The organism is Paenibacillus sp. LjRoot153, from assembly GCF_964253085.1.
Taxonomy (GTDB): domain Bacteria; phylum Bacillota; class Bacilli; order Paenibacillales; family NBRC-103111; genus Paenibacillus_E.
The window spans coordinates 1,021,431-1,037,439 of sequence record NZ_CAXUQH020000001.1 but is presented as its reverse complement, the minus strand read 5'-3'; the positions used below and the strand labels follow the sequence as shown (position 1 = coordinate 1,037,439).

The 16,009-nt window shown below is 43.7% G+C and carries 16 protein-coding genes; 2 read left to right on the top strand and 14 right to left on the bottom strand.

Features of this window, described 5'->3' with window-relative positions; all coding sequences use genetic code 11:
• Positions 1–88: 88 nt before the first annotated feature.
• From ACSQ8P_RS04740 to ACSQ8P_RS04685, 12 genes are all read right to left on the bottom strand, one after another.
• A complete protein-coding gene (locus ACSQ8P_RS04740) occupies positions 89–2,374 on the bottom strand; it encodes a helix-turn-helix domain-containing protein (RefSeq protein ID WP_436234119.1) in 2,286 nt (761 codons plus the stop codon).
• A 119-nt stretch (positions 2,375–2,493) separates the two neighbouring features.
• A complete protein-coding gene (locus ACSQ8P_RS04735; protein ID WP_436234118.1) occupies positions 2,494–4,041 on the bottom strand; it encodes an extracellular solute-binding protein in 1,548 nt (515 codons plus the stop codon).
• Between the two features lie 55 nt (positions 4,042–4,096).
• Positions 4,097–4,981, bottom strand: a complete 885-nt coding sequence (locus ACSQ8P_RS04730) for a carbohydrate ABC transporter permease (protein ID WP_436234117.1) — start codon at positions 4,979–4,981, stop codon at positions 4,097–4,099.
• Between the two features lie 23 nt (positions 4,982–5,004).
• Positions 5,005–5,973: an ABC transporter permease gene (locus tag ACSQ8P_RS04725; protein WP_436234116.1), complete on the bottom strand. Its 969-nt coding sequence runs from the start codon at positions 5,971–5,973 to the stop codon at positions 5,005–5,007.
• A 338-nt stretch (positions 5,974–6,311) separates the two neighbouring features.
• Positions 6,312–7,817 (bottom strand): malate:quinone oxidoreductase, encoded by a 1,506-nt coding sequence (locus tag ACSQ8P_RS04720; protein WP_436234115.1) that lies wholly within the window; start codon positions 7,815–7,817, stop codon positions 6,312–6,314.
• Between the two features lie 344 nt (positions 7,818–8,161).
• On the bottom strand, positions 8,162–8,290 hold the full coding sequence (locus tag ACSQ8P_RS04715; RefSeq protein ID WP_436234114.1) for a hypothetical protein: 129 nt from the start codon (positions 8,288–8,290) through the stop codon (positions 8,162–8,164).
• Positions 8,291–8,365: 75 nt separating this feature from the next.
• Entirely contained in the window at positions 8,366–9,154 is a 789-nt protein-coding gene (locus ACSQ8P_RS04710; protein WP_436234113.1) for a polysaccharide deacetylase family protein, read from the bottom strand.
• Positions 9,155–9,176: 22 nt separating this feature from the next.
• Positions 9,177–9,923: an MGDG synthase family glycosyltransferase gene (locus ACSQ8P_RS04705; RefSeq protein ID WP_436234112.1), complete on the bottom strand. Its 747-nt coding sequence runs from the start codon at positions 9,921–9,923 to the stop codon at positions 9,177–9,179.
• The gene (locus ACSQ8P_RS04700; RefSeq protein WP_436234111.1) at positions 9,902–10,294 is read right to left on the bottom strand and encodes an MGDG synthase family glycosyltransferase; all 393 of its coding nucleotides are present in this window, start codon (positions 10,292–10,294) and stop codon (positions 9,902–9,904) included. The genes ACSQ8P_RS04705 and ACSQ8P_RS04700 overlap by 22 nt, the downstream gene beginning before the upstream one ends.
• Positions 10,291–10,884 (bottom strand): undecaprenyl-diphosphatase, encoded by a 594-nt coding sequence (locus ACSQ8P_RS04695; protein ID WP_436234110.1) that lies wholly within the window; start codon positions 10,882–10,884, stop codon positions 10,291–10,293. Before ACSQ8P_RS04695 ends, ACSQ8P_RS04700 begins: the two co-directional genes overlap by 4 nt.
• 95 nt (positions 10,885–10,979) lie before the next feature.
• The gene (locus ACSQ8P_RS04690; RefSeq protein ID WP_436234109.1) at positions 10,980–12,395 is read right to left on the bottom strand and encodes a HAMP domain-containing sensor histidine kinase; all 1,416 of its coding nucleotides are present in this window, start codon (positions 12,393–12,395) and stop codon (positions 10,980–10,982) included.
• Positions 12,392–13,066, bottom strand: a complete 675-nt coding sequence (locus ACSQ8P_RS04685) for a response regulator transcription factor (protein WP_436234108.1) — start codon at positions 13,064–13,066, stop codon at positions 12,392–12,394. Before ACSQ8P_RS04685 ends, ACSQ8P_RS04690 begins: the two co-directional genes overlap by 4 nt.
• Before the next feature lie 195 nt (positions 13,067–13,261).
• Here ACSQ8P_RS04685 and ACSQ8P_RS04680 point away from each other — a divergent pair, with 195 nt between their 5' ends.
• Positions 13,262–13,924 (top strand): phosphatase PAP2 family protein, encoded by a 663-nt coding sequence (locus ACSQ8P_RS04680; protein WP_436234107.1) that lies wholly within the window; start codon positions 13,262–13,264, stop codon positions 13,922–13,924.
• Between the two features lie 92 nt (positions 13,925–14,016).
• On the opposite strand, the gene ACSQ8P_RS04675 is transcribed toward ACSQ8P_RS04680, so the two are convergent.
• The gene (locus tag ACSQ8P_RS04675; protein ID WP_436234106.1) at positions 14,017–14,559 is read right to left on the bottom strand and encodes a hypothetical protein; all 543 of its coding nucleotides are present in this window, start codon (positions 14,557–14,559) and stop codon (positions 14,017–14,019) included.
• A gap of 113 nt (positions 14,560–14,672) precedes the next feature.
• Between ACSQ8P_RS04675 and ACSQ8P_RS04670 the strand changes: the two genes are divergently transcribed.
• A complete protein-coding gene (locus ACSQ8P_RS04670) occupies positions 14,673–15,554 on the top strand; it encodes a YheC/YheD family protein (protein ID WP_436234105.1) in 882 nt (293 codons plus the stop codon).
• A gap of 208 nt (positions 15,555–15,762) precedes the next feature.
• Here ACSQ8P_RS04670 and ACSQ8P_RS04665 read toward each other — a convergent pair whose 3' ends face one another.
• Complete coding sequence (locus tag ACSQ8P_RS04665; RefSeq protein ID WP_436234104.1) at positions 15,763–16,005, bottom strand: HPr family phosphocarrier protein; 243 nt, start codon at positions 16,003–16,005, stop codon at positions 15,763–15,765.
• Positions 16,006–16,009: the final 4 nt, after the last annotated feature.

Genomic DNA, 16,009 nt, shown 5'->3' with positions numbered 1-16,009 from the left:
AGTTGGATATATAATAAGGAAGCGCTTTCCAAATCGTGATGAAGGTGGACTTTAGGTCAGCAGACTACCTGTTCCTAAAGTCCTTTCCTTACTTCTCTGGTTTACCCCGATACTGTCCGGGGGTTATGCCTTCCATTTTGCGGAAATAGCGAATGAAATTCGCCGGATTGTTGTATTTGAGCTTCTCGGCGATATCCGTGACCGTCATATTCGTCTCACGCAGCCAACGTTTGGCAATATCGAGACGGTATTGAGCCAAATACTCGGCAAAGTTAATGCCTGTCTCCTGACGGAACACCCGACTGATGTACTGCGGGTGATAATTAATGCGTGCAGCGCATTTTTCCAACGTTAAATCCGTATCAAACGCTTCCTCAATCAGTCGCTTCACATCATCCGAAATCGTGCGGAATTGCGTTTCTCTCCGCTCTTCCAGCAAGCCGATGCTAGGCTCCACAATTTGCTCGTAGAACCAAGCCTCGATCTCTCGGGCAGCATGAAGGTGCAGCAGCTCGTCGAACAAGGAACGCTCCTTCTGATTCAGCGCATATAACGAGATGCCAGAATCTTGCAGCAGACGGATCAAATCTACCAACAGACGCACGAGTGAAAGCTGATAATCGTTGTGGTTATCGACGGATTTGGACGCATTCTCAATGAATATCGCTAACGCTTCATGCGCACGCGTCTTATCTGACGACTGAATCGCATCAATTAATTGCGCAGCCGCTTCCTTCGGATACAGACTCTCCTTGCCTTTCTTAGGCTGCACGTCCTCAATGAACAATGCCGCCTCCCTCCCGAGCTGCACGCGATATTTCAGCGCCACCACGCATTCCGCGTAGCCTTGCTCCGCATCCATCCAATGCGTGAAGCTCCGGCTAATGCCTACGCTTGCTTCTACGGATAAGTATCCTTTCACCGCTTCCTGGATGGCTACGGCCATATCGAACACTTTATTCTTGAAGGCTTCTTCGGAGCCTATCTGTGTACCTGCAATCAATAGCACCGCATCTTGAAAAACGATCGGGGCCAACCGCTCCTGACTTGGCACCAGTTCCGAAACGATATTACTGATAGCGAAGAGCAATAAATCACGGTCCTTCTCATCAAACCGACTTTCCGCTAAATCATCGATTTGGAAGAGCAGCACGCGCATTTTATCCCATTCCAAGGTATAGCCATAATACTGGAGTCGCTCTTGAATCTCGGATGACTTCGCCTCGCCCGTGAGCATTTTGCGAACGAGCAGCTCGGTCATATGCTCCTGTTGGCCCTCTAACTGAAATTGCATACGCGATTGATTGGACAAAAGCGATTGAATGCCTTCGCTGATAACGCCTAATTCGTCCTTCGCCTCACGGGAAGTTTTGGCATCTGCAAGTGAGCGATAAATGCTCCTTACAGGCCTATACACGCTGCGTGTACCAAGTACTGCGATGATAACAGACGTACATAAAGCGATGACACTGACCCATAAGGACGTCCATGCAATGCTTTTGGCCCGCTTCGTCATCTCGCTGATCGGGAGCACAGACACGTAAGTCCAACCATTGTAGGCCGACTTGCGATAGGAAATGGACATATCCTCGTCTTGCACTTTGGACTTGAACAGCCCAGTTGCCTCACTAGATTCTGCAATATGACGAATGAACGCCTCTTGCGACATATCCTTCCCGATCAGTGTTCGGTCTCGATGAGCAACGAGCTTGTTCATTTCATCCACGATGTACATTTGCCCCATGTTGTCGTCTTCTAAATCGATCAGGTTGTTCGTTTCCTTCCCTGACAACAGAACCGCCATCATCCCCTGAGGCTTCAGGGAGTTGATCGGCCACTTTTTCACATTCATAATCGTATAGTTATTGCTCACGACCAATGATTCCGCATCATAGCGCTCGGATAAGTCCATGCTGACCCACTTGGAGCCAGGTTGCATCGTAGCGAACTCACGCAACAGATCCTTCATTTTCACATGACTATATTCGTTAAAACCTGAATTGTTAATTAACCAGTCATTCTCCAGGCTATACAGGAAGACGTCCTTGATCCCAAGCTCGAAGGTCTGTATCCCCAGAAGGTTATCATAGAGATCGTTGATAAGCTCCGCATCCGTGATGGTAAGCCGCTTGCCAATCGCGCTCGCCATCAGGGGGGTATTCAGCAATTGCGACGCCGTGTAATCGATAGTCTTCAAGGTTTGCTCGACGCGCAGCTGCGTTTGACGCAAGATTTGTGCGTTGCTTTCGTTTACCTTTTCCAGAACGGTATGAGAGGAATACGTATAGGAGTACCACCCCAAAATGAGAACTGGAAAAGCCCCCACAACGAGCGTCAGCACGATTAATTTGCGTAAGTAAGTATGTGTCTTCATGCCCCGGTTGTCTCCTTCAGCAGGCTAGTCTTGGTTACTGTCAATTCCTCTAGTATAACAAATAGGATCTGTGTCATGGGGAAAAACACAGACCCTGACAGCGGGGCACAAGACTTTAATTATTTCTTGGCTGATTTGTTATATTCGGCTGTGTACTCTTCGATTACCTTGCTGCCGCCGTTTTGCTTCCATTGTTCCACGACTTTATTCCAGCCGTTCTCATCAAGCGCGCCCATAATAAATTTCGTTCTCGCGTCCTCGATCAATTTATCCAGTTCCTTGCCTTTTTCGCTAGCCGTGTCCGAAATAAAAGCGTTTACTGGATTCTCAATCGCGATTTTCGCGTTTTCTTTCCATACATTGTCCCGTTGGTGAACAAGCTCAGGACCGAAAGTTGTCACTTGATCTCTCAATACAGCAAGCTGAGAAGAATCGCCCATCCCGTATTCTACGAGTAATTTAGGATCCGCTGTTTTCTTGTATTCACCGTTTTCAACGGTATATTGACGGCCTTCAATTCCGTTATAGAGCATATTCTGCATGTCTTTATCAGATAATTTATCGAAATAGTTCAAAATCGCTTTCAGCTCAGTTTCCGTTTTTACAGATGTTTTGGGAATCATGAAAATCCCGTAGGATCCTGTTCCCGCAATGCTGCGAAGTCCCTTAGGCCCTTCCAATGCACCAATTATCGTGACTTTGGCTTTCGGATCTACCTTCTTCGCTTGCTCTTCAATCCCATTCGCATCATTCAAGTTAGCAACCCAAGCTCCCGCTGTTCCTTTGTTCATCACTTGGCGGCCGTCTTTGACTACCGCGAAATCGAGGTTGATCAGCTTCTCATCGTATAGCTTTTTGTAGAACTTCATCGTTTCCAAGTACGCTGGTGACAGGTGAGCTGGACTCATCTTGCCGTCCTTTAATTCCCAATCCGCAGGGCCACCATGCCAAGCCAGCATGTCTCTCCAACCCGCTGGAACTTGCTGCTCGACGAGACCAACCGTATCATTTTTACCATTTTTATCGGGATCATTATTTGTAAAAGCTTTCAGCACATTGTAGAACTCATCAATCGTCTTCGGCACCTTTAAGCCCAGATTGTCTAACCAATCTTTACGCAGGGTAATCCCGTCTCTCGCCAAATCCCGCTCCCGATAAATCCCGTACACTTTCCCGTCGATGGAAATCGCGTTCAAGGCAATTGGGTTCATACGGCTCAGGTTTTTGTAATCCTTCAAGTAAGGTCCGAGCTCCCAGAACATGCCTGAGCGAACGGAATTCACAATGAAAGGTACCTTCTGATTCAAAACGGTAATGACACTCGGCAGCTCGCCTGAGGCGACCGTTGCACTTAATTTATCCGAATAGGTCGCAGATGGCACCCAATTCAATTTCAGTTCTGTGTTTGTCACGCTTTGAATTTTCTTGAAAATCTCACCGTCGGTTGCCATCGGCTCCGGATTGAAGCTCGGCATCATGATTGACATTTTATAAGGAGTTGCCGGCTTCGCGGCTTCCGTTGTTGCAGCGGATGGCTTCGCGCTTGCATCAGCGCTTACCGCTTCCTTGCTTCCTCCGCCACAACCTGCAGCCACCCCAGCAGTCAGTGTTAGAACGGAAGCTAATGCGATGGATTTACTCATTTGCGGATGTAACCTTTTTTTCATGATAAACGTCCTCCCTTTTTATATGATACATCTATCGAGAAACTGTGGAAACAGTTTACCCTTTAACGGAACCCAGCAATACGCCTTTGGCGAAATGCTTTTGCAAAAACGGATACACAATCAGGATCGGCAATGTGGAGATAACGATGACAGCCATCTTCACACTTTGCTCAGGCGGTTGTACAAAATCAGCTGCGAGTGAAGTCGAATCCCCTAGCCCGCCGCCATCTGACATGATGACAATCTGTCTGAGCAGCACCTGAATCGGCCATTTCGTAGAGTCATTGATATAGAGCACGGCACTGAAAAAAGTGTTCCAATGTCCCACTGCGTAAAACAGCGAGAAAGTGGCAATGGCCGGCAGGGAAAGCGGAATGACGATGCGGAACAAAATTCCCGGATCGGAGCAGCCATCGATTTTGGCAGATTCCTCCAAGCCGTCGGGCAGCTGCTGAAAGAAATTTCGCATAATGATGAGATTGAACGCGCTAATCGCGCCGGGAATCAACAAAGACCAATACGTATCAATCATGCCCAGCTGCTTAATCACCAGAAACGTTGGGATCATACCACCGCTAAACAACATGGTGAAAATGACAGCGATCTGAATCGGCTTACGGTAATCCAAATCCTTTCGCGCCAAAGGGTAGGCCATCAAACAGGTCATCATGATATTAATGAGCGTACCTGCAATCGTAATGAAAATCGTGACGCCCATGCTGCGCATCAACGTTCCAGTGGAGAAGATGTACTCATAGGCACTTATCGAAAATTCCGTCGGGAACAGGATAAAGCCTCTCTGCAGTAATTCCTTTTGGGTCGCAAACGAGCCCGCAACGATATAAATAAAAGGGATCAACGTCACTAACGCAAACACAATTAACAATGTGATATTGACCGCATCAAACAGTCTGCTGCCAAACGAACGATCTTTAACCATGGGATAACCTCCGTTCCATTGTCTTACACGACACCTTCCTCGCCCATTCGCTTGGCGATAAAGTTCGAAGCTGCCACAAGCACCAGTCCAACAATTGATTTGAACAAGCCTACAGCCGTGCTATAGCTATACTGTCCTTCCGAAATCCCTGTCGAATACACATACGTGTCGAACACTTCGCCAACCTCGCGATTCATCGCATTCAGCATAAGCCAAATTTGTTCAAATCCGGTGTCCAGGAAATGTCCAAGCCGCAGGATGAGCAGAATCACAATCGTGGAGCGAATAGCCGGAAACGTCACATGCATCATTTGTTGCATGCGGTTCGCACCATCGATGCGAGCAGCTTCATATTGCTGGGGGTCCACACCCGACAACGCAGCTAGGAAAATGATCGTCCCCCAGCCTGTTTCCTTCCAGATCACCTCTGCTGTGATGAACGTTCGGAACCAATCCGCGCTGAGCAAGAAGTTAATCTTTTCACCACCAAGTGACTTAATCCCCTCATTCACCAGTCCCCCTTCGGTTGTGAAGAACAAGTAGACAATGGATACGATGACGACCCAGGACATGAAATGTGGGATGTACACCACGGTTTGAATCGTTCTTTTGAACAGCTCGACTCTAAGTTCATTCAGCATCAGCGCGATAATAATGGGTAATGGAAAAAAGAACACAATATTATAGATGGCTAATATGAATGTGTTGCTGAGCAGCCGCCAGAACAGCGGGTCTCCGAAGAAACGATTAAAGTGTTTCATTCCCACCCATTCGCTGTCCCAGAAGCCGAGAAACGGCTGGTAATTCTTGAAAGCGATGAGCACGCCGTACATTGGTACGTACTTAAAAATGAGAAAATACAAGATGCCAGGGAGCAGCATCAGATACAGCCATCGGTTACGCAGCAAGCGTTTCACATGTTGCTTTCGATGTATCCCTCTCGCGGATGTCGCGGACGCCTTGCTCGCGGCTAGGGCTGATTCCGTGTGCATAACTGCACTTCCTTTCCTATCAGACTGAAGTGGTGATGTTCATGTTCGAACACGTCAATTGCTACCTCTGCATCATAGGGAACACGCGCTATTGCCGTCCATAGTCATTCCTGCACGTGTTTCATGCGAACGTGCAAAGCCTGTCGTACCAAGGGTTTTCGCCGCATGATAGTCATCATCCAACACCGCATAGTCATTGTTATACTCGGTGTCGGAAGGAGAAGAACAAATGACAAAGAAACGACGAATAACCCTATCCGTTCGGCCTTAGGCCGGTGGATAGAGCTTTAGACAACAAAAAGAGGAGTTCCGCCGCGAAGCTGACTCCCCACTATTTATTAACGTGATACCTCTAACGATGTCTTTCCACTTAGACCGAGAATCCGAGCAGTTGACGTATGAATTTCATCAATAAGCTCTGGATGCTTCAGAAGTGACACACCGTAACTCGGAATCATTTCTTTAATTTTCGGTTCCCATTCTTTGATATGTTCTGGGAAACATTTTGTTACTAGCTCAAGCATGACCGAAACTGCCGTAGAAGCTCCTGGAGAAGCGCCGAGCAAAGCCGCTAATGAGCCGTCAGCTGAACTAATCACTTCCGTACCGAACTGAAGTGTTCCTTTGCCAGCAGCCGTGTCTTTAATAACTTGTACACGTTGACCCGCTACAACTAACTCCCAATCCTCGGTTTTGGCACTTGGGATAAACTCCCGCAGCTCTTCCATGCGCTTTTCTTTCGACAACATGACTTGCTCGATCAGGTATTTCGTCAATGACATGTTCTTGGCACCTGCCGACAACATCGTCACAAGATTATTCGGTTTAACAGATGTAACCAAATCGAACATGGAACCGGTTTTCAGGAACTTGGGTGAGAACCCGGCGAATGGTCCAAATAACAACGATTTTTTATTGTCGATAAATCGTGTGTCCAGATGCGGAACTGACATTGGCGGTGCGCCAAGCTTCGCTTTGCCGTATACTTTGGCATGGTGCTGTGCGACAACAGCTGGATTATTACATACCATGAATATGCCGCTTACCGGGAATCCTCCGATATTTCTACCTTCTGGAATACCGGACTTTTGCAGCAGATGCAGGCTTCCACCACCACCGCCGATAAAGACGAATTTAGCCGTATGGCGCTCAACACTGCCACTGTTGATATTGCGTATTTTCAATTCCCACGAGCCGTCGCCAGTACGTCTCAAGTTATCCACGCTGTGCTTGTATTTGATATCAACGTTCTTCGTTTTTAAGTGATCAAATAGTATACGCGTTAAAGCGCCAAAGTTAACATCCGTACCGGAGTCAATTTTGGTTGCCGCGATCGGTTCATTCGATGGACGATCCTTGATAATCAGTGGAATCCATTCCATTAGCTTTTTAGGGTCATCGGAAAATTCCATCCCTTTGAATAGGGAGTTATTCGACATGGCTTCATACCGTTTCTTTAAAAACGATACATTTTGTTTCCCGAGGACCATACTCATATGAGGCAATGGCATGATAAAGTCCTGCGGATCATGGATTAGCTTGCTGTTTACAAGATAAGACCAGAACTGCATGGAATGCTGAAACTGTTCATTTATTTGGATTGCTTTACTAATATCTACAGATCCGTCTGGTTTTTCGGAAGTGTAATTAAGCTCGCACAGTGCCGCATGCCCTGTACCAGCATTATTCCATTCGTTAGAGCTTTCCTCTCCAGCATTTTCGAGCTTCTCAAAGACTTTAATTTCCCATTCCGGTACTAATTCTTTTAGCAGTGTCCCTAAGGTCGCACTCATGATTCCTGCACCAATTAAGATGACGTCTGTTTTAGTTTCTCTGTTGCTCATTTTTACCATCCTTATACCCTGAAATTTGCAGAAAGGATATAGACGCACCTGCTTAAGCGCTACAGAAGCCAGGTCGCAGCCTAGACACACACCTTTTCTGGATCATTAATAAGCCAATCGATAAAATATTTATTTACTATTATATGATAGTTATAAGCACTACGACAAGAAGTGAGTCGAAGAAGTATTGACGATTAAACGAATAACTACTAAGAAAGACCTGCAGCACTCAGCTGTAGGTCCATTGATAATAAATTTCAACACATATTTACTCAGTCAAATGACAAAGTCTGTTATTTTTTTGCTGGACCGACTTCATTAAATCGACGTTCACGTCCTTATCCTCAGCGTCCGATCCGGGTACTCGAGCCGAACTTCGCGCAATTCATTATAATCGATACCGCGCGCTCCAGCAATATCTTAGAACGAACTTCCATCTCATCTATATCCTGCTCCTCCTGTCGATAATCCATCCATAGTCTTCCTAACTGTTACGCAGCCACTATGTCTTCGTGGCTGTCCTAGTTTCGACTATGCAGCGTTCAAGCCTACAATATAACATTTGATTTTCCAGATCCAAACTGATCTATGTCAAATTTGGTTTGGTCATCCATCTGCATTCTTTTATCAATCCGCATAAAAGGCATCCCTTGCCTCATGCATTCTTCCACAAATTCCTTTAACGCATCCAACATATGCAGCGGCGCATTTTGATTCGCACCAAGTGTCTGCCCACTATCGTGCAGCAAGATGATGTCGTTGCTTTTCAACCTCGCGAATAACTTTTTATTGATCCTTTCTGTTCCTCCGCGACAACTCCAATCACCAACCATTAAGGACCAAAAAACGAGTCGAAATTGTTTCATGAGCAGAAAGTCAAACACATTAATAATTCCCCATGGCGGTCTATAATGGATGGGTGCCACACCAATAATATTCTCGATGACCGCTACGGTATCATATAATTGTTTTCTCACCTTCTTGGGAGTCAGTAAAGCATTTGTCCAATGCATATAATTATGAATGCCGATTAAATGTCCTTCTTTATGCATCCTGCTGATAAGTTCAGGGTATTTCTCTGCTTTGGAGCCAAGAACAAAAAAAGTCGCTTGAATGCGGTGTGATCGCAAAATATCTAGGAGTTGCGGCGTGTACACCGGATCTGGTCCATCATCAAATGTCAGCGCGATTCCTATCGGCCTCTTTCCTTTTCGATAAACTCCCAGGCCACCTAATCGAACAATGAGAGTAGGGATAATTGTATATACAAGAAGCCCGATAAGTATCAACCCTACGATTTGCGATCCATAATGGTTGTCATGTAGATGTACCCTCATCTGGAGCCCTCCCCATTCATTTCTAAATCGACAATGGTATCGACTCCCTAGCCCATCTGTGAGAAATATCACTGACGATATGAGCAGCTGCTTGACTTCGTTGCATGGCTGCCATGCGTTTTCTTATTTCTTCATACAGACTTGGACGTTGAAACAAATAATCCATATTCGAGATTAACTCCTCCAAGCTATTCGAAATCGAGGCAACCCCCCGACTTGAGAGGTATAGAGCGTTCTCCTTTTCCTGCCCTGCATGCGGTTTATAAATGAAAAGTGGCAGTCGAAGGACAATCGCTTCCGTTACTGTTAATCCTCCCGCTTTCGTTATGATGCAGGCTGCTTGTGACATCCATTCGTGCACGTTGTCCACATATCCCAATATGCGGATGCTAGGGTTCGTTGTAAATATCTCAAGAAGTCTGTGACGTAATTTCACATTGTAACCACAAATGATAATGATACGAAATTGAGAAAACATAGTTAAAGCACTGAGCATATCCTCCATATAGCTATTTACACTGTTATCGGTTGCCATTATGAGAATGAGCCTTCCTTTTCTACCTCGGGCTATCGTGCTTTCAGTTGCGAATTCTTGACGAATCGGAATGCCGCTTACCTCGACACAATCTTTATTAACACCTTTAAAGACCATTTGCTGCTTTAATTCTTCTGTAGCCACATAATATTTATTAACATTCGTATGCAGCCAACTTGCGTGCAAAGCGTAATCCGTAAGTACCGTGAAATTCAGAACCCCATCGAGCTGCAAACTTCAGGAGATGCTCCAAATGGAAACGTATTGACGACAACATCCGGTTGTTCTTGCTCAATGAGCTCTCTTAACTTCCTCTGTCCTAGATAGGTCATCGACTTCTGAAATAGTGCCGTCTGCTTCGTTTCACGGGTTAAATAATAACACCAGCCATAATAATCAAAACCAAATCGTGAACTTTTAACACTGGTGTTAATCAGCGTAGTCGTAATTAAATTAATGAATGGATGCCCCTCTTTCATGAGGTTAACGATTTTCACGCGCTCTATTCCTTGCTCTAAGAATTGCTGATACAAGGCTTTTGAAGCCTGTAGGTGACCATTCCCGTAGCTTGCTGTAAGTATTAATACACAAGGATTAGCGTTCATGCAATTCGTCTCCATAATTTAGATTCTGTCGCTTCATACAAGTGAATAATGGCTTCTAAGCACTTCAGTGCTCTTGTTGAGCGCATAAAAAGTTGATGAACAGCAGCCGCGGCAGTGATGCCAATTCCTGCACCAGCTAGTACATCTAATGGATAATGAACACCAGTCCATACCCGTGAAAACGCGATACAGGCAGCTAAGAGAAGCCACATAGTTCCTTCTTTTCGACGAAATAACCAAATAGACGTCGCGATCACAAATGCCCCAATCGCATGATCACTTGGAAATGAGGTATTAGCAGGGTGTGAAATCAATTGCAACACAGAATGTGTCACGAAGGGACGATCCCGGTAGAAATAATGCCCGATCAACCCGCTAACACCTAATGCAAAAGAAGCAGATAAGAGTGACTCTACAACCATTTGACGCTTGATCGATTGTCTCGTAAACCAATAAACAACAACGCCGAGATAAAACACATATTCCGCATAGGAAGCAAACAAACGCATGATAGGATTTAGAGCCGAAAAGATATGTCCAAGCTCATTAATCCGTTGAAACCATTGATAATCCAAATCTGATATACTCACAATCATCATCCTCTTTCATTACTGAATGCCTAGAACAGGCAATACAGTAACTTTACTTGATGAAAATGAGAGGAAGATGAGAAACTAGGCATCCATCATTTAGTGTAGTGAATGGGGAAAGTTAGTTGTACGCGAGTCCCTTCGCTTTCCCTACTTGAAATCGTTAAGTTCCCCTGGTAATTGAGAACAAGCTGCTTGGCTATCGCAAGCCCCAGTCCAGTTCCTGCAATTTCACGATTTCTCGCCTTATCAACCCGGTAAAAGCGATCAAATACGAAGGGTAAATCCGCTTCAGGAATCCCGATACCATGATCTTGTACATTGATTTGCACTTCATTGAATGAGATATTCCCCTCAATGACGATCTTTTTCGTTATGCTTGAATATTTCACTGCGTTATCCAGAATAATCATCAGCATTTGTTCCAAATGCAGTGAGTTCATTAGCAGCATGACGTCACTAATGTTTTTCGTGTTTTCAACAAATTCGAATTCAGGATTAAGGACTTCAAAGCGTTTTATCGTTTCATGAATGACAGGTTCCACTTGGATAGAAGTAGTACTTTCACTTAACAAATTCGCCTCAACTTTGGTTAACGTTAATAGCTCTTGAACCAGCTTTTTCAATCGCCTAACTTCTTGCAGCGAGGCTTCCAATGATTCATCAAGAACAGCAGGGTCCGATTTACCCCATCGATTTAATAAAGACAAATGACCTTCAACTATCGTGATCGGTGTCCTCAGCTCATGTGAAGCATCTTCTACAAACTGCTTTTGTTGCAGAAAGGAGAATTCCAGTTGACTCATCAATTCATTAAATAGCTTAGCTAAGCTAGACAACTCATCTCCATTTTGAATATCGGTAACACGTTCGGATAATCCTTTCTCTTTCACGCTGCGTATAGTTGATGCCAGTGCTCGTATCGGCCGCATAAACTGCCTCGAAATGGCTAAGCCGCTGATCCCGCTTATGAAAATTGCCAAAATCCCACCGATCAACATCACCCATAATAAAGTCTCACTGAAATGATCGAAGGTTTCCAAATTACTCGCTAGCTCTATGGTTCCAACGAAATTCCCTGAAACTAACGGACTTCGATAAATGAGAATATGCTCCTCTTTGTGCGTCATATCATAAAGTTCAGGAATAACTACTGGCTTCGGTACCACCCAACTCACCCCAAAATGGTTCGAAACGCTTACAAGCGGCTTACCCTCCTTGTCGAGAATGCGCACCAATTGGTTTTTCCCAGTCAATTTCTCAACATAGAGTTGACTATCCGCAATTTGCAAGTCGTTTGTTGAAGCTAATTTATCCTGGAAATAGTCTTGGAACTGTACCATATTGACTTGAATTTTATCTTCCTCTTGTTTCATCATCCATTGCTTAAGTACTAAATATTGCGCAAAATTATAGGAAGCAAATAACAGGAAGATAAGCAATGCAGCTCCCAACATGAGCTTCCATTTAATAGGAAGACTTTGAATAGACCCCGTTAAACGCCTTCTCATCTCATCACGTATCCTATTCCCCGTACAGTATGAATACAACTATTCTCGCCAGTTTGATCTAATTTGTTTCGTAAATATCTAACATACACATCAACCACATTCGTTTCTACAGGTGAATCAAACCCCCATACTTGGTCCAGCAGCATATCTCGCGTAAGGACTAGATGATGATTTCTCATGAACATCACTAATAAATCAAACTCCCGTTTCGTTAGTTCAATGAGCTGCTTATCTTTATAAACCAACCTCGCGTCCAAATCCACTTTAATATGTTGAAAAGAAAGCTGTGTATGCTGCGCATTTCCTTCTAACTCCATGCGACGAATAATAGCCCTAATGCGTGCTAATAGCTCTTCAATCGCAAAGGGTTTGGGAATATAATCATCCGCCCCGCTATCTAACCCAGAGACTCGATCCTCTACACTATCTCTTGCTGTCAGCATCAGGATTGGCGTTTTTTTAGCCGCTCGAATGCGTCGACAGACTTCAATTCCGTTCATTTCAGGCAACATGATATCCAGAAGAATCAGATCCCAATCCTCTTGGAGGGCTAATGCGAGTCCCGTTTTCCCATCATAAGCAGGCATTACCTCAAAAGTTTCGTGTTCAAGTTCCAATTGGATAAAGCGGACAAGATTTTTTTCATCCTCTATTAGTAATATGCGCGTCATCAGCCGCATCTCCCTTCAAGTGCTATTCTCCTTAATATAAGGGAAGTATATGAGAAAACAATGAAAATACAGAAACCTACCTAATGTGGCAGGTTTTTGATTTGGTATCATTCAATCTTTGACATCATTGCATCATATTAATAAATTGGTATACTACTCGTATCTTACTCATTAAGAATTGGAGCTAACTTGGCAATGAATGCTAAATTAAAAGTTACTATTTTCCTTATTCTAAGCATTACTTCTGTTCTTTGCTTTACAATAGTGGCTTCCCTCATAAGAGGGCGATGGATCGCACAAGTCGACAGCAGCGTTATTTCTGCGATTCAAGGAATGGAAAGTCCATGGTTGACTTCCGTCATGAAAGGTTTTACTTTCATTGGTTCTACGCCAGTGGTTATTGTCATTTCAGTAACCTGCCTACTCCTATTTTTTAAATTCCTAAATCACCGATTAGAATTAATTCTATTCGTAGCCCTTGTTGCCGGCACTGCCATCTTAAATCAGCTCCTGAAAATTAGCTTTCAAAGGGAACGCCCCTCCCTGCACAGGCTAATTCAAGAATCAGGATACAGTTTTCCCAGCGGACACTCCATGGTAGTCTTTGCGCTGTATGCTGCACTTGCTTTTCTACTGTGGCGGCATGTCCCTACAAGACGTGGCCGAACGGCGGTCATTCTGATTAGTATCATGATGATACTCTTGATTGGGATTAGTCGGATCTATTTGGGTGTCCATTACCCTAGTGATGTCGTTGGTGCTTATTTCGCTAGTGGATTTTGGTTTACTTTCAGCGTGTGGATCTTTCAATGGTATATGGAGAATCGCTTTAAAAGGACTAGTCCTACAGGAAACTAATAACATGATCGCGCCGAGCATGGCGTAGCTAATAGGCCGAATGTCAAAGAGACCTCCTTCATTTTTAAAGTGAAGGAGGTCTTTCTATCTATTCAAAGAAATGCGTGAATCAAAAATAGAATAGCAAAGATAAGCCCAAACCGCATATGCCATCTCCGATCAAGTCTTCGGTAACGAAACACCCCCGCGATAGGTACTGGTAATAAAGCAACACCAGCAACAAGACCGCTCATATGGGCAAAGTCTAACTTGAACTCATAAAGAAAAGCTCCAATGATATGCAGTACGATAAGTCCGATTGCAAGAATAGCAAGCGGCGAATGCCATTTTCTAGTGATTCCAGACAGTAAAATCGCACCTTCTTTTAAACGTGAGCCATGTTTCATCCAACGCTTTTGGAGCAATGTTTTCAAAATATAATAAGCCAATACAGCGAACAAAATGATTCTTGCTTGTGATCCATAATTTTTATATAGACCCTTGAATGCGCGATCGTGCCATTGTGTAGAAGTTAAATGAAACATGTTCCATATGCCGTAAATAACGAAGACAAGTGTAATTGCGCAACTTAATAAAACCCACTTTTTATCTTTTGTCCATAATGTCCTCAATTCCTGTTCCGCTCCCTCTTTCATATAATTCAGTGCCCATGAGGAACAAACGCATCCTCCTCATCTGTTATAAACATTACATGATAAAGATGAGAAAAAAATGAGAAGCATAGACAACTAACACATTTGCCATCACGTTGAGTGATTTCAAAAAATTAATTTCCCTAATAGACGCCACTCCAAGTCACACAACCTTATTTGAATATGATAACTGGTATGATCCAAGCCAATTTCCAAGTAAAGGTGCTGTGTTGACAATGAACCGTACAAGAACAGTAGGCAGTAAATGGGTAAAAACGAAAGTTCTTTTACGAAATAAAGAACTTCGCAAATTTGTTCCGGAAACAAGGATCTACAATCAAACCAACCTGCTTTATATGTTAATCAAACATAAGATGGTTTATGTGAAGCCCGACAATGGCACTGCCGGACAAGGCATTATTCGAGTGGTAAAAAGTGATAAATACCACCTTCAAACCGGTAAAGTTACTAAGTCTTTTGTAGCATTTCAAAGCTTATTCGCTGCTCTGAACAAAGCCAAGTTAAACCGATCCTATCTGGTCCAGCAAGGCATTCCTCTTTTAACCCATCACAATCGAATATTCGATATACGTATTATGGTGCAAAAAAACCAAATGAAGACTTGGGAGACTACTGGTTATATCGGGCGAGTCGCGCATCCCAAAAAAATAGTAACAAACTTTCACAATAGCGGAAAACCGTTACCTTTAGAATTGTTACTTAGTTCCTATCTAAATGGGAAAAAGAAAATGAATTATATCAATAGCTTGCGAAACTTAGGGTATAGAATTGCTAAGCATTACCAGACGAGCTATCCGGGATTCAAAGAGATTGGTATTGACTTCGGAATCGATAAAAAATTGAAACCATGGGTACTAGAAGTTAACACAGTACCGGATCCCTTTATTTTCAACCAATTAAAAGATAAAAAAATGTTCTTCAAAGTTCTGCGTTACGCGAGAGCAAACGGACGGTTCTTACGGCTGAAACGTAAGTAAAACAAAAAACTCCAATCCATCTTAAACATGGAGTTGGAGTTTTTTCAATTTCATTAAATTAAGACGAATCTGAGAATTTGGCGAATGAAAAGAAATCTAAAAACGATAAAACCTCTCGCGTTCATGAATTTAATTCTTATTCTAATTAACCCTCTTGCCACAACTCGTGCATTCGAAAGGCAATTGGCCCTTCGCTTCTTTTCTGTCTTCATTTAACATTTAAATTAAGACCATGTTTGTCAAAAATCCTCTTCATGACCTGGATTGCTTCTTCTTCATCGGGTCCATGAATATCAAGCTTGTAAGCTTGATTGTTAAAAAGGGTAACACTCAGACCCAGAATGCTCTTCACATCAATAAACCTTGTGCCCACTTGAATCACGATACTAGATTTGAACTGATTCGCGACCTGATTTATTTCTACAATAGCCTTCGTTTCCAAACCACCCATACGA

Coding starts and splice junctions, on each gene's coding strand:
- ACSQ8P_RS04740 (WP_436234119.1), bottom strand. CDS start 2,374: ATGAAGACACATACTTACTTACGCAAATTAATCGTGCTGACGCTCGTT.
- ACSQ8P_RS04735 (WP_436234118.1), bottom strand. CDS start 4,041: ATGAAAAAAAGGTTACATCCGCAAATGAGTAAATCCATCGCATTAGCT.
- ACSQ8P_RS04730 (WP_436234117.1), bottom strand. CDS start 4,981: ATGGTTAAAGATCGTTCGTTTGGCAGCAGACTGTTTGATGCGGTCAAT.
- ACSQ8P_RS04725 (WP_436234116.1), bottom strand. CDS start 5,973: ATGCACACGGAATCAGCCCTAGCCGCGAGCAAGGCGTCCGCGACATCC.
- ACSQ8P_RS04720 (WP_436234115.1), bottom strand. CDS start 7,817: ATGAGCAACAGAGAAACTAAAACAGACGTCATCTTAATTGGTGCAGGA.
- ACSQ8P_RS04715 (WP_436234114.1), bottom strand. CDS start 8,290: ATGGATTATCGACAGGAGGAGCAGGATATAGATGAGATGGAAGTTCGT.
- ACSQ8P_RS04710 (WP_436234113.1), bottom strand. CDS start 9,154: ATGAGGGTACATCTACATGACAACCATTATGGATCGCAAATCGTAGGG.
- ACSQ8P_RS04700 (WP_436234111.1), bottom strand. CDS start 10,294: ATGAACGCTAATCCTTGTGTATTAATACTTACAGCAAGCTACGGGAAT.
- ACSQ8P_RS04690 (WP_436234109.1), bottom strand. CDS start 12,395: ATGAGAAGGCGTTTAACGGGGTCTATTCAAAGTCTTCCTATTAAATGG.
- ACSQ8P_RS04685 (WP_436234108.1), bottom strand. CDS start 13,066: ATGACGCGCATATTACTAATAGAGGATGAAAAAAATCTTGTCCGCTTT.
- ACSQ8P_RS04680 (WP_436234107.1), top strand. CDS start 13,262: ATGAATGCTAAATTAAAAGTTACTATTTTCCTTATTCTAAGCATTACT.
- ACSQ8P_RS04675 (WP_436234106.1), bottom strand. CDS start 14,559: ATGAAAGAGGGAGCGGAACAGGAATTGAGGACATTATGGACAAAAGAT.
- ACSQ8P_RS04665 (WP_436234104.1), bottom strand. CDS start 16,005: ATGGGTGGTTTGGAAACGAAGGCTATTGTAGAAATAAATCAGGTCGCG.